The sequence below is a fragment of the Geobacillus sp. FSL K6-3411 genome (assembly GCF_037965715.1).
Lineage (GTDB): Bacteria > Bacillota > Bacilli > Bacillales > Anoxybacillaceae > Geobacillus > Geobacillus thermodenitrificans.
In genome coordinates this window covers 669,593-683,334 of record NZ_CP150187.1, presented here as the reverse complement: position 1 = coordinate 683,334, position 13,742 = coordinate 669,593, and the positions used below count along the sequence as shown (strand labels likewise).

Sequence of the window (13,742 nt, the reverse complement as noted above, 5' to 3'; positions counted from 1 at the left end):
CTCAACCGCCTCCCACAAAATGAACGATTTCGACGCGATCGCCATTCGCGAGCGTCGTTATTCCGTACTCATGCTTTTGAATAATGCGAACGTTGACTTCCACAATCGCCAGTTTATTATCAAGACGGAAATGCGAAAGCAAATCACTAACCGTTTTCACCTCATCGGGCACGGTGATCGTCTCCCCGTTAACGATCAATGTCATTCAATCCCCACCTTTTCTTCTGAATGGCGTGTCAAAGAAAACGGTGACAAATCAACCTCAGGCTCTTTCCGTTCGATTAAGTCGGCCATTAGCTGCCCGGTAATCGCGCTGAGCAAAATCCCGTTTCGATAATGGCCGGCAGCGACAAACACGCCGTGTCGCTCCGGATGTTCGCCGATATATGGCAAACCGTCTTTCGTCTGCGGACGGATGCCGCTCCACGCCCTCACCCATTCTGCCTGTTTGACATCCGGAAGCAGGCGGGCAGCGCGATGAAGCAAATTCATGACCCCGCCGGCGCACACATGCCGGTCGTATGTGCCCGGAGTGGACGTCGCACCAATCAACAGTTGGTTGCCTCGCTTCGGCACAATATAGCAACCGTTTTTGGCAAACACGGTCGCCTGCAACAACGGAACCGGTGTACGCACCATGACGCACTCCCCTTTGACTGGGGACACAGAAAGAGGAAGCCCAAGCAGGTTGCCAAGCTGCGACGCCCAGGCGCCCGAGGCGATGACGACCGCCTCAGCCGAAAATGTTCCATCCGTTGTGTCAAGGTGATGCCCACCGGCGTCTGAACGGATGTTCAATACTTCTGTATACTCATATAAGCGAGCGCCGGCTGATACAGCAGCATGGACGAGAGCAGCAGCCAAATCCGGGGCGCTCACTTGTCCGTCGCCTTCAATGTACATGGCCCCAACAATCGCTTCCATTGAGAGGCGGGGCTCAATCTCAAGCACTTCCTCTTTCGTCAGCCAGCGCACCGGCTGGTCCGTCGCGCTCCAAAATGTATAATGCCGGCGGAGATCTTCCGCCTCTTCCTCCGTTGTCGCTATTTTGATCATCCCTTTTTCGACGAGGCCGATGTCAATCCCCGTTCGTTCCTTCAACTCTTCCGCCAAGGACGGCATAAGGGTCCTGCTTTTTAAGGCGAGCGGCACGAGCGGACTTGGCGTAGAAAATTCTGCTTGTGCTCCGAGCATGCCGGCGGCTGCGCTCGACGACTCACCAGCCATCGTTCCTTTTTCTAAAATCGCGACGCGATACTTCCGTTTGGCAAGCTCGAAGGCCACCGCCGCCCCGATCACCCCACCGCCAACAATGGCAACGTCATAATAATGTATAGTCACTTGATCCTCTCCCCCTTGACAATTTCAGCTAGCCGTTTCGCTTCACTGACCGGATCAGCTGCGAAAAAAATCGCCGACAACACCGCCACTCCCGCTGCCCCCGCTTCTAGCACTCGGCGGGCATTGCCGGCATGGATGCCGCCGATGGCAATGACGGGAATATGTACAGCAGCGGCTATTTCCTTCAGCAAGTCTACGCCGCGCGGAAGCACCCCCGGTTTGCTGGCGGTCGGAAAAATATGGCCGAATAAACAAAAGTGGGCACCGTCCTCTTCCGCCTGCTTCGCCTCCGCCAGCCCATGCACCGAGCATCCGACTGTCAAACTCGGAAATGAGCGGCGGACAGCCCGCACCGGTAGGCTATGGTAGGCGAGTTGCACTCCATGGACGCCATACACTGCAGCCACATCGACGCGGTCATTGACGATGATTTTTTGGGGTGGCACCCCGACACGAAGCAGCGCAGTGACAAACGCGGCAACCTCGCGCGCTGTTTTCTCTTTTTCACGAATATGAATGCAATCGGCGTACGGATGGATGTGCTGACAAATGGCGGCGAACTCATCGGCCGTCTGCCGACCGGTCGAAACGAAATGAAGCGTTCCCATCTAGATCCCTTTCTTTCTACCGTACATCGTTTATAGAAATGTACGGATAATGAATGCCAACATGATAGGAAACAAATAACAAAACGACAAACAAAATAACAAACAGAACGTCATATTTGCCAAACCCGATTTCATAGTAAAACGTGCGCGGGCCGCTGCCTGAAAACTGTTTCGCCTCCATCGCCACCGCGATGCGCTGAGCGCGCCGAATGCTTTGCGATAAAAGCGGAATGGCGTAGCGTTTCACTTTGCTAAACCCTCCACGATTCGGCACGCCGCGTACTTTCAAAGCATAATGCACGTTTTGAAACTCCTCAATCATCATCGGCAGCAAACGGACAGCTGCTAGAAAGCTGTACGCATATTTCGGCTTGAGCTTCAGCTGCTGCATCAGCGAGTAAAATAGATGCACCGGCCGGGTCGTCAAGGAAAAAATTAAACCCAATAGCCCGAGTGCCAAGGCGCGAAACCCAAGATGCACACCGCGCCAAAAGCTCTCTTCCGTAACATGGATGAGCCCCCAGCGAAACCATGTCGTCTTTCCTTCACCAAACATCATCATTGATGAAGCGGTAGAAACAAAGATGAGAAAGAACGGCAAAAACATCCAAACAAGTGCGTTCGCCGAATAACCCGTCCCAAAGCAAAACAAAACAAAAAGGGCGAGCGAGAAATTGATCAGTACGTTCGGATTATGAATGAACAAAACAGCAAAAAAGAGAATAACGAGCACGATCAACTTCAAGCTCGGATTCGTCTCATGAAGCCATGTCTCACGGCGGTGAATCTCCCATTTCATTGCCCGGCTCCTCCTTCGGCGAACGCCAACTCCCGGATACCTAACCGCTCGTCCTGGACAAGTGCTCCGCCTTCAATCACCCAACGTCTCGTCGCAAAGCGGCGGACGATTTGTTCATCGTGAGTGACCATCACAATCGCTGCCCCTTGTTCACGGTACGATTCAAGCATCTCGAGCAAAGCGAACGTATTTTTCGCATCCTGCCCAAATGTCGGCTCATCAAGCAAAAAGAGTCGTTGGCCGGCAACAACGGAGGCAGCCACACTCAATCGACGCTTTTGGCCGACTGACAGCTGGTACGGATGCGTATCTTGTTGGCCGACAAGGTCAAATTCGCGCAAAAGACGGGCGACTGTTTCTTCTGTTTCCTCGCTCGAACGCCCCTCGAGCCGGAGCGAATAAGCGAGCTCATCCCGTACGGAATGGGTGACAAATTGGAACTCCGGATTTTGAAACACAAAAGCGATATGACGATGCAATGGCTGCCGCTGCTTGACATCATCTCCTAACAACCGATAATCTCCTTGTGTACGGATGAGCTGCATGAGTGCGTGCAAGAGTGTACTCTTACCGGCACCATTTCGGCCAGTGACAGCAATCCATTCACCTGCCCGCACCACCGCTTCGGAAACGCTAATTTTCACTTCCCGCTTGCGAAAACCACGAAAATCGCGAAGACAAAGGAGTTCTTCTCCTTCCCGCCACTTCCGCCGCTGTACCCTCCGGTCGTATTCGTCCCAAACGCCCGGATGCCAAATGCCTTCAGCGCTGATGACATCTTTATATTGGGAAAATACTGTTCTTGCCTTGCCATCAGCCATGACTCTTCCATCACGGCCGAGCAGCACAATCCGATCAACAAAGTCAAGGACATGATCGATTTTATGTTCGACGATGATGACCGTTTTATCGCGGCTCACCTTCTTGACAGTTTGCCATACTGCTTTTGTCCCTTCCTCATCAAGCAGTGCGGTCGGCTCATCCAAAAACAGGACCTCCGGCTCAAGCGCAAGCACGGAAGCGAGCGCCAGCCGCTGTTTCATCCCGCCGGAGAGTGTATGAATATCCGTATGCGGTTCGATTGTCAACCCAACTTGATCCAAAAGAGCGCGAATGCGGGCGGGCATCTCCTCGCGCGGTACCCCTCTATTTTCAAGAGCGAATGCGATTTCCTCATCCGCGTACGGCATGCAAAATTGTGCATCCGGGTCTTGAAACACATAGCCCCACCGTTTTGGCAGCTCGAGATGTTCCGCCTTCATCGGCACATCGACTGAGTTGGGAATGATGCCAGCCATCACTTGCAACAACGTTGACTTGCCACATCCAGATGGGCCAAGAAAGAGCACTTTCTCCCCTGCGGTAATCGACAGTGATAAATCGTGAAACAACAGCTCACGATGTCCGGGAAATTTGAGGCGCAGCCGATCGATTGTAATTCCATGTCCCATCGTTTATCAGCCGCCTTATCGGTTCAGCGCATCATAATCTTCTTTTGAAGCTGGCCGCCACATCTGTGTCACCCCGGTTTTCTCAAGCGCCTTGGCCAACGAGACAGCGAACACGCCGGAAATGAGGATGGCACCAACAAAACGTGCCAGCAAAAAGAGCGCCATATTCCATGGGGCTAGCGCCTCGATATATCCTTTGTAAAAGTCCATGATGAGCGAACCGACCGTGGCGCTGACTGCGCTTAACGATACGACGAACACGTCAAAGCGCCGATAGCGGAACGCCGCAAACACAAGCTCAGCAAACAATCCTTGAACAACTCCATAAATGAGCACCTCAAGCCCCCATTGCGACCCCATGATCAATTCGCCGGACGAAGCCGCAATTTCGGCAAGCAGCGCCACTCCTGGCTTACGGATGAGCAAATAGGTAAGCGATGAAGCGATAAACCACATGCCGTAAACCAATTGATCGGCATGAACCCCGAACACTTTCACGACTTCATATACTGGGGACCATACTTTGTAAATGACACCAAACACGATTGCAATCACAATCGTTGTCAAAATGTCAGCCAACTTCAATCCTCTTGCTGTCTTCACCATCGCATGCCTCTCCTTCCACAATCGTCCCCCGCTCCATCAATGTCAGTCTAACGGACTGTCATCATTCGAACGGGTACGCCATCTTCAAAAACTTATATTCGCCGCCGCTCGGCGGCTTCACAAATTTGCTTGGCAATTGACATTCTTTCTCCCCCTTTTCCAAAAAATAAAAACGCCGCTTCCTTTACTAACTAGCGTAAAGAAAGCGGCTTGGGCATACCATTTCGCAAGGCAAGGCAAAACCATCCTTACCCCATGTGTAGCTCCTCTCCACTTCCCTACGCTGGTATTACCCAGATCAGGTGCTAAGGGTCTCAAAGGCACACTTTGATCTCAGCCTTTCTAAAGGCCCCCCTAGTGGATGTCCCATCATGATGACATTTTCCTATTCAAATTTATCATATCACGGCAGCGGTGATTGTCAACTCTTTTTTCCGTCCGGCGTTGCGCCGCCCACCATGATTCGCTATGATTAAAACGCAACGACTGACTATCGAATGGGAGTGGAATTGATGGCAAAAGTCATTTTAAAACGCCAACGAAAAAAGCGGCTTGAACAAGGTCATCCATGGATTTTCCAAAGTGAAGTCGACCGCATTGAAGGGGACATTACGCCAGGTGATTTCGTCGATGTCTATAACCACCAAGGTTATTGGCTGGCGAAAGGATACATTAACCCGGCCTCACAAATCATTGTGCGCATACTGACGCAAAACCCCGATGACGAACTGAATGAGGAGTTTTTTATCGAGCGCATCCGCCAGGCATGGGCGTACCGTGAACGGATGATTCCCGGCATCCGCTCTTGCCGCGCCATCTATGGAGAGGCCGATTTTCTGCCTGGGCTCATCGTCGATAAATACGAGGATGTGCTCTCTGTACAAATTTTGGCGCTTGGAATGGAAAAACGTAAAGATTGGATTTTGCGCGGCTTGCTTGATGTGTTCGCACCAAGAGCCATTTATTTGCGCAACGATGTGTACGTTCGGGAACTTGAGGGACTTAAACAAGAAAAAGGCTTTTGGTATGGAGAAGCAGAAACAGAAATCGAAATCGAGGAAAACGGCGTCAAATATATTGTCGATATTGAAGGTGGTCAAAAAACCGGCTTTTTCTTCGACCAGCGGCAAAACCGCGCCGCCCTCCGCCCGCTCATCGGCCCGGAGACAACCGTGCTTGACTGCTTCACTCATACCGGTTCATTTATGCTAAACGCCTGTCTGTACGGAGCAAAACACGTCACCGCTGTCGACATTTCCGAACATGCGATTGAAACGGCGAAGCGAAACGCAGCCTTAAACGGCTTTACAAACGTTGATTTTGTCGTCGCCAACGCCTTTGATTATTTGCGCGAGTCAGTGCGCGCCGGCAAACAGTGGGATGTCGTCATCATCGACCCACCGGCGTTCGCCAAATCCGCCCATGCGGTTCCGAAAGCGTTGCGCGGCTATAAAGATATCAACTTAAATGGGCTGAAGCTTGTCAAAGACGGCGGCTTTTTCGTCACTTCGAGCTGCTCTTACCATGTCCGTCCGCACATGTTTCAAGAGATGGTTGCCGACGCGGCGTTTGACGCCAAAAAAGTGCTGCGCCAAGTATACTGGAGCGGCGCCGGCTATGACCACCCGAAGCTACTCGCTGCTGATGAAGGCGACTATTTAAAATTCGCCATTTATGAAGTGCATTCGCGACGTTAAAGAAAAACGCTTAAGGGCTGACCTTAAGCGTTTCTTTTTTGTCCTGAGCGGAGCGGCTGTTCTTTGCGCAGCACACTCAAATAAACGAGCATCGAAATAAGCACCGAACCGGCGGCAGCTAAATAAATGCTCGGGTAGCCAAACCAATGGCTGATTTGACCGAAGACGATCGCTCCGATGCCAACGCCTAAATCAAAAAACGAGAAAAATGTTGCATTCGCCATCCCTTTTCGGTGAACAGGCGCCCGCTCAACCGACCATGCCTGCAGCCCCGGCTGCACCATGCCAAATCCAAACCCATACAGCACCGCTGCGGTCAATAACGCCCATTCCCCTGGCAGCCAAGCAAGCATAAGCATCGCCAGCAAAACGAGCCCCGCACCAGGAAGAAAGACGGCCCGATGTCCTTTCCGGTCATACAGCTGGCCGGCGAACGTCCGGGTTACCATTAAAGCGAGGGCGTAAAGCAAAAAGTAAAGCTGTAAGCCTCCGATCTGTTTTTGCGCTGTATATAAGGGCAAAAACGAGGCAATGCCGCCAAATGTCACCGTTAAAAAGAACAGCAGCACCGACGGAATCAAGGCCGTCTTTTCGTAAAGATCCCATTTTTTTTCACCTTTATCATGTCCCGCTTCTGCTTTTTTATATGTAATGGCCGCGGCAAACAACAAAGACGCCACGCCAAGCGCCGCACAAATCATGAATAAATGGCTGAACGGAATGGCAGCCGCCAGCACGAGTCCGAGAGACGGCCCAAAGGCGAGGGCAATATTCCCTGACAACCCGTAATAACCCATCCCTTCCCCACGGCGGTTCGCTGGGATGATATCTGTCGCCACCGTGCCGGATGCCGTTGTCGAAAACCCCCAGCCAATCCCTTGAACAACCCGCATTAAGAAGAGAAGGAAAATGCTAGAGATGAAGCTGTACGAGCCAACCGAAATGACGAAGATCAACAATCCGAACAAAAACACAAATCGGCGCCCTCGTGTCTCAAGCGCATGGCCAGCGAACGGACGGACAATAAGCGCCGAAAACGTAAATACTCCGACAACAAGGCCAATTAACTGATCGTTGCCTCCTAAATATTCGACAAACAGCGGCAATGTCGGCAACGTCATTTGAAACCCAAGAAAGATGAAAAAGTTAGCTAAGCAAATTAAAACGAAATTGCGCGTCCAAATTTTTTCTTTCTGCTCCGCAACAACATGTTTTTGTTGCGCATTCATGCCGATCCCCCTTAATAAAATATGTATTTCGTGTCCCTTAATATTTGTCAGTATAACATAACTGTATGCTTCTGTTTAAACAAAATGTTTTCGAGCCATATTTTTTCATACAAATGAAAAAGCCGCCAATTCGGCAGCTTTTACCATCCTTTCCGTTTGCGCAATGACATAATTTGCGCAGTATGGTGCTTCCCATGCCATGTATACAGCGCGGTCAGCACGTACAGCGGCATCGCTTGTTTCGCCCCTTCAGGGCAAATAAGACGTTGAAAGTCCGCTTCCGTCATGGACTCAAGCAGCGTCGCCCACCGCACGTGCAGCCCTTCAAGCAACATGAGTGACGGCTCGATCGGCAACGAACGGGCGTCGGCCGTTTTCGCCCATTCACTCTCTTCAAACGGCTTAATGGCTGGCTTATCCTCTGTCAAGCCCCATTTCGTACGCAAAAATGCGTTCATGCTCGCATCAGCTAAATGGTGAACAACTTGAGCCACGGTCCAACCGCCATCGCGATACGGCGTGTTCAACTGTTCATCATTCAAACCCGCAACAGCGGCCCGCAATGCATCTGGAAGCTCGCGGATGGCCGCAATCCATTCTTTTACGTCCTCAGCACGAAACTGTGCCGGCGCTTGAAACGTTCCGATTGGATAACGAATCGGATCGATCGTTGACATTGTTGCTCATCTCCCTTCCACCTTTATTTATTCAACGCGGATAGGAAGACTCCTCCTTATTCTTTCCAGACGTAGACCCTGGTTTCATACGGTTTGAGCTTAAAGCGGGTCGCGTTTTTATGTGGCCGAACCGGATAGTTGCCAAGCGCTAAATCGTCCGACTGAAGGCGGATGCCGTCATAGCGGTAAAGCGAAGGACGGTTAGATAAATTGACAATGATAAGCGCCCGTTCATGGCCGAGCGTTCTTGTATACGCGTAAATGGACGGATGATTTTCTAAAAGTAAATCATACGTTCCGTAAACAAACAGTTCGTTTGTTTTCCGCAGCTGAATCATTCGTTTATAAAACGACCATATTGAATTCGGATCACGCTGCTCGGCCTCTACGTTAATGGTGCGATAATTTTCGTTCACTTTGATCCACGGCGTTCCGCTAGTAAATCCCGCATTCGGAGCGTCTGACCATTGCATCGGCGTGCGCGAATTATCTCGACCTGTTTGCCAAATGATGCGCATAATGTCATCATGATTTCGTCCTTTCGCCCGTTCGAGCTCATACAGCCGTAAAATAGCGACATCACGGTAATCGTTAATATCTGAAAACTGCACATTGGTCATACCAATCTCTTGGCCTTGGTAAATGAACGGCGTCCCTTGCATGAAAAAGTAGAGCGCGCCGAGCGCCTTCGCGCTCTCCAACCAATAATCACGGTCATCCCCCCATGTTGAAACAGAACGGGGCAAGTCATGGTTTTCTAAAAAAAGCGCGTTCCATCCACGGTTTTCTAACCCTTTTTGCCATTTCGTCAACGTCCGCTTCAGCCGCCGAACATCGATCGAGCCATCAGTCCGCCGCTGCCATAGCCCTAAATGCTCAAATTGAAAAATCATATTAAAGATGCCGTCTTCTTCGCCCACCCATTGTTCAGCATCGTCAACGGTCACCCCGTTCGCCTCGCCGACCGTCATAATATCATAACGTGCAAACGTTTGCTCTTTCAATTCTTTTAAATAATCCATAATCCCCGGCTGATTCATATGGCCAGCAAACGAAGGTACATATTTCAACCCTTTCGGATTCGGCAAGTCGGGAAGACCCGGCTTTTTCTTAATATGGGAAATGGCATCAACACGGAACCCGTCAATTCCTTTGTCGAGCCACCAATTAATCATCTCATACAGCGCCTGGCGAACTTCGTCATTTTCCCAGTTCAAGTCAGGCTGCTTCACGTCGAAAATATGCAAATAATATTGTCCTGTCTGCTCGTCGTATTGCCACGCCGAACCTCCGAAAATGCTTTCCCAGTTGTTCGGCTCACGCCCATCTTTGCCGTCGCGCCAAATATACCAATCACGCTTCGGATTGTCCCGCGATGAACGCGATTCAATAAACCACGGATGTTCGTCGCTCGTATGGTTGATAACCAAATCTAAAATGACTTTCAGCCCGCGCCGGTGGGCTTCAGCGAGCAGTTCATCAAAATCGTCCATCGTTCCGAACTCATCCATAATCGCATGATAGTCGCTAATATCATATCCGTTATCGGCGTTCGGCGACCGGTAAATCGGACAAATCCAGATGATGTCAACTCCAAGCTCCACTAAGTAATCCAGTTTTTCCATAATCCCGCGAAGATCACCGATGCCGTCGCCGTTTGCATCCATAAAGCTGCGCGGATAAATTTGATAGGCGATGCCCTCTTTCCACCATGTTTTCTTCAAGGCTGCCTCCCCCTTTTTGTGCACACGTTTTCACTACTAACTGTACACTACATTACTGTGAGAAACAACTCTCTTTTACAAAAAAAGCGGCCATTTGGCAAAGAACTTACAAGCTCCCGCCAAACAGCCAGCATCGGTTATTCACCAGCCGCACGACTCGCTTCATAAATTTTCAAATTATGGTACACCGTTTCAAGCAGCGGCGCTTGAATGCCATATCGCTTAGCAAGCAGCAGCAAATACCCTTGCAAATGGTCGGCTTCAATCAGCTGCCCTTTTTCCATGTCGCGTTGCATCGATGATTTCATCGTCGGGGCGATTTGTTCGAGCTGAATGCGCTGCCGCTCGGCCATCTCATCAGTTAGCGGTGCACCGTGTGCCTGCATAATCTCCTTAATTTCCCCAAGCAGCCGATCGATGATGGCTCCCCCGTATTCACCGGAACGAATTGGCCCAATCGGAGCACGAAACAGCGTTGTCACGCCCGACATCGTCGCGATGAACAAGTATTTATTCCACATATCAGCGGCAATTCGTTCGCTCAAACGAAAGCGGGCATTGGCTCCCGCAAACAGCGATTCAAGCGCTTCGGTCCGCTCCGTTCGTTCCCCTGACCACTCGCCAAAACGGACATCATGCGCTGAACTTGTCTGCACGATTTCCCCCTTCTCATTCAGTGTCGTTTCAATAAAACAAAGGCCGCCGAGGACATTCCTGCGTCCAAACGTCTCCCATAGAGTATCCATATGAGCCATGCCGTTTAGCAGCGGCAAAATCATCGTCTCTTGGCCAATATATGGCTTAGCATCGGCGATAGCGCCCGCCAGGTGATACGCTTTGCTAGAAAATATGACAACGTCAAACGGCTCGGACGGTTCCCCGGCAACCATCAGTTTCGGCTTCAGCACCGCATCACCATGTACACTGTGAATCACGAGTCCATGTTCCTCAAGTTCCCGTTTTCTCCGCTCACGGACGAGAAATGTCACATCCCCCCCTTTTTCAAGCAATCGACCGCCGAAATACCCTCCAACAGCGCCAGCACCAACGACAAGAATTCGCATATAATAACCCCTTTCTTCTTGTTTTATTGGCCGGCATGGCCAATCTCTTTTTACCGAAGCACTAGTCCCACATCTTATAGATGAGTCAAGCTGTTTTGTGAAGGTGGTCTTTCTTTTCTCAAATTGGAAAGTTAAGGCGTTCTCTCACTTTCACAAAGACAAAAAAGAAGAAGGGAGATCAACCCCTTCTTCCCTCCCACCTCTAGCAACAGCGCGACACTTTACCGCCTTTGGCGTTATAACGTGCCTCTTGCGCCTCACAAAAAAATTCTTTTCGTGATTTAATCGGCTCACCTGGGTGATGAGTTTTCATATGCTCGACATATTTTTCATAGTTCGGCACACCGACAAGCAAGTCAAGAAACTGCCGACGGTAAGACAAAATGGTTTGCAACCATTTAGGCATAGTTCTTCGCTCCTTCTTCACTGTCGCGCGGCACGTATGGCGCTTCTTTGAGCGGCACATGTTTGTTTTGCAACACTTTGATCCATATATTTAGCGCCGAGATGAGCATTGCGATCACAACAAGCATGAAAATCGCACATAGCACAGCATCAATATAGTCGTTCATAATAATTTGCCGCATTTGCGCCTCATTCGCTGCCGGCGCCAGCACTTTTCCTTGACTCAAATGTTCTTTAAACAGTTTGGCATGCGACAAAAATCCGATTTTCACATCTTCGTGGAACAGCTTTTGGTACCCGGCCGTCAATGTGACAACGAGCAGCCATGTCGTCGGCACAAGCGTGACCCAGACATACGCTTTTTTGCCCATTTTAAACAGAACTGTCGTTGCGAATAATAAAGCGATGCCAGCGAGCATTTGGTTGGCGATGCCAAACAGCGGCCATAGTGTGTTAATGCCGCCAAGCGGATCAACAACACCTTGATACAAGAAATAGCCCCACGCCAATACACAAAGAGTTGTCGCGATTAAGTTTGAAACGAGCGAATCCGTTTTGCCAAGCGGTTTATAAAATGTCCCCATAATATCTTGGATCATAAAGCGGCCAACGCGCGTGCCGGCATCAATCGTCGTTAAAATGAAGAGCGCCTCAAATAAGATGGCGAAGTGGTACCAAAATGCCATGAGCGCCTTACCGCCAATGATGTCTGATAAAATGACCGCCATACCAATCGCCAGCGTTGGAGCCCCGCCCGTGCGCGACAACACGGTTTGCTCGCCAACGTCTTTCGCCAGCTCCGCCAACATGTCAGGGGTGATCGTAAATCCCCACGATGACACAACTTTTGCCGCCTGCGCAACATCCGTACCGATCACCGCCGCCGGGCTGTTAATCGCGAAGTATGCTCCTGGTGTCAAAATGCAAGCGGCGATCATCGCCATGACAGCGACGAACGATTCCATCAACATCGCGCCGTAACCAATCGGCCGCGAATGGCTTTCAAGCTCGATCATCTTCGGTGTGGTGCCGGACGAAACGAGCGCATGGAATCCGGACACCGCACCGCAAGCAATCGTAATAAACAAGAACGGGAACAAGTTACCGGCGAAGACCGGTCCTGTACCATCGATAAATTTTGTCACCGCCGGCATTTGCAAATCTGGCATGACGACTAAAATACCAAGCGCAAGACCGACGATCGTTCCGATTTTCAAAAACGTGCTCAAATAATCCCGCGGCGCCAAAAGCAACCATACCGGCAGCGCCGAAGCGACAAAACCGTAAATAATCATTAAGATGGCAATTGTTTCACCTTTCAACGTAAACATTGCAGAAAGCGTCGGGTGTTCCGATACATATTGTCCAGCCACGATGGACAAGATCAGAAGAATAACCCCTCCAAGCGATGCCTCTGCGACACGTCCCGGACGGATAAAGCGCATGTAAATCCCCATTAAAATCGCAATCGGAATCGTTGCCGCAATCGTAAACATTCCCCACGGGCTTCCAACAAGCGCTTTCACAACAACGAGCGCCAACACAGCCAATAAAATAATCATAATACCTAAAATACCAAGCGCTGCGATAAAGCCCGTCACCGGCCCCATTTCTTCTTTAATCATCTCGCCAAGCGATTTTCCGTTGCGGCGCATGGAAGCGAATAAAATGATGAAATCTTGCACCGCTCCACCGAGGACGACACCGATGATAATCCAAAGCGTTCCCGGCAAATACCCCATTTGTGCGGCCAAAATCGGTCCGACAAGCGGTCCCGCACCGGCAATAGCAGCGAAATGATGGCCAAACAGCACCCATTTGTTCGTCGGAACATAGTCTTTCCCGTCATTGAACACTTCCGCCGGCGTTTTTCGGTTATCGTCAAGTCCAAACACTTTACGAGCGATAAACCGGCTGTAAAAGCGATAAGCAACCGCATATGTACAGACAGCGGCAACGATGAGCCAAATCGCATTGATTGACTCGCCGCGGCTTAACGCCAAAATGGCAAACCCTGCAGCCCCGAGAACAGAAATCAATCCCCATAACAAAATCGATTTTAGTCCTTTCATATGCTTCCTCCTTGCTACGTCTCTTACCAAAATTATTTATATTACAATTATATTTATTATTCTGAAAAA

13 protein-coding genes and 1 riboswitch are annotated in these 13,742 nt (G+C 50.3%); of the genes, 1 reads left to right on the top strand and 12 read right to left on the bottom strand.

Annotated elements, in window-relative coordinates; genetic code table 11:
- Position 1: 1 nt before the first annotated feature.
- The 6 genes from thiS to NSQ22_RS03460 are packed head-to-tail and all read right to left on the bottom strand — an operon-like array spanning position 2 to position 4,805.
- Entirely contained in the window at positions 2-205 is a 204-nt protein-coding gene (gene thiS, locus NSQ22_RS03485) for a sulfur carrier protein ThiS (RefSeq protein WP_008881617.1), read from the bottom strand.
- Positions 202-1,341, bottom strand: a complete 1,140-nt coding sequence (thiO, locus tag NSQ22_RS03480) for a glycine oxidase ThiO (RefSeq protein WP_339264177.1) — start codon at positions 1,339-1,341, stop codon at positions 202-204. The genes thiS and thiO overlap by 4 nt, the downstream gene beginning before the upstream one ends.
- Positions 1,338-1,949: a thiazole tautomerase TenI gene (tenI, locus tag NSQ22_RS03475; protein WP_008881619.1), complete on the bottom strand. Its 612-nt coding sequence runs from the start codon at positions 1,947-1,949 to the stop codon at positions 1,338-1,340. Before tenI ends, thiO begins: the two co-directional genes overlap by 4 nt.
- Positions 1,950-1,965: 16 nt before the next feature.
- Complete coding sequence (locus tag NSQ22_RS03470; RefSeq protein WP_008881620.1) at positions 1,966-2,748, bottom strand: energy-coupling factor transporter transmembrane component T; 783 nt, start codon at positions 2,746-2,748, stop codon at positions 1,966-1,968.
- The gene (locus tag NSQ22_RS03465; protein WP_008881621.1) at positions 2,745-4,199 is read right to left on the bottom strand and encodes an ABC transporter ATP-binding protein; all 1,455 of its coding nucleotides are present in this window, start codon (positions 4,197-4,199) and stop codon (positions 2,745-2,747) included. The genes NSQ22_RS03470 and NSQ22_RS03465 overlap by 4 nt, the downstream gene beginning before the upstream one ends.
- A 15-nt stretch (positions 4,200-4,214) precedes the next feature.
- Complete coding sequence (locus tag NSQ22_RS03460; RefSeq protein WP_008881622.1) at positions 4,215-4,805, bottom strand: ECF transporter S component; 591 nt, start codon at positions 4,803-4,805, stop codon at positions 4,215-4,217.
- 258 nt (positions 4,806-5,063) lie between these two features.
- Positions 5,064-5,171, bottom strand: a riboswitch (TPP riboswitch).
- A 146-nt stretch (positions 5,172-5,317) separates the two neighbouring features.
- Between NSQ22_RS03460 and NSQ22_RS03455 the strand changes: the two genes are divergently transcribed.
- A complete protein-coding gene (locus tag NSQ22_RS03455) occupies positions 5,318-6,502 on the top strand; it encodes a class I SAM-dependent rRNA methyltransferase (protein WP_008881623.1) in 1,185 nt (394 codons plus the stop codon).
- Positions 6,503-6,525: 23 nt separating this feature from the next.
- Here NSQ22_RS03455 and NSQ22_RS03450 read toward each other — a convergent pair whose 3' ends face one another.
- From NSQ22_RS03450 to NSQ22_RS03425, 6 genes are all read right to left on the bottom strand, one after another.
- Positions 6,526-7,731: an MFS transporter gene (locus NSQ22_RS03450; protein WP_008881624.1), complete on the bottom strand. Its 1,206-nt coding sequence runs from the start codon at positions 7,729-7,731 to the stop codon at positions 6,526-6,528.
- 140 nt (positions 7,732-7,871) lie between these two features.
- The gene (locus NSQ22_RS03445) at positions 7,872-8,408 is read right to left on the bottom strand and encodes a YfiT family bacillithiol transferase (protein WP_011886844.1); all 537 of its coding nucleotides are present in this window, start codon (positions 8,406-8,408) and stop codon (positions 7,872-7,874) included.
- A 56-nt stretch (positions 8,409-8,464) separates the two neighbouring features.
- Positions 8,465-10,132 (bottom strand): alpha-glucosidase, encoded by a 1,668-nt coding sequence (locus tag NSQ22_RS03440; protein WP_029761458.1) that lies wholly within the window; start codon positions 10,130-10,132, stop codon positions 8,465-8,467.
- A gap of 137 nt (positions 10,133-10,269) precedes the next feature.
- A complete protein-coding gene (locus NSQ22_RS03435) occupies positions 10,270-11,196 on the bottom strand; it encodes a ketopantoate reductase family protein (protein ID WP_011886842.1) in 927 nt (308 codons plus the stop codon).
- 202 nt (positions 11,197-11,398) lie between these two features.
- A complete protein-coding gene (locus NSQ22_RS03430; protein ID WP_011886841.1) occupies positions 11,399-11,602 on the bottom strand; it encodes a YbdD/YjiX family protein in 204 nt (67 codons plus the stop codon).
- Positions 11,595-13,673: a carbon starvation CstA family protein gene (locus NSQ22_RS03425; RefSeq protein WP_029761460.1), complete on the bottom strand. Its 2,079-nt coding sequence runs from the start codon at positions 13,671-13,673 to the stop codon at positions 11,595-11,597. The genes NSQ22_RS03430 and NSQ22_RS03425 overlap by 8 nt, the downstream gene beginning before the upstream one ends.
- Positions 13,674-13,742: the final 69 nt, after the last annotated feature.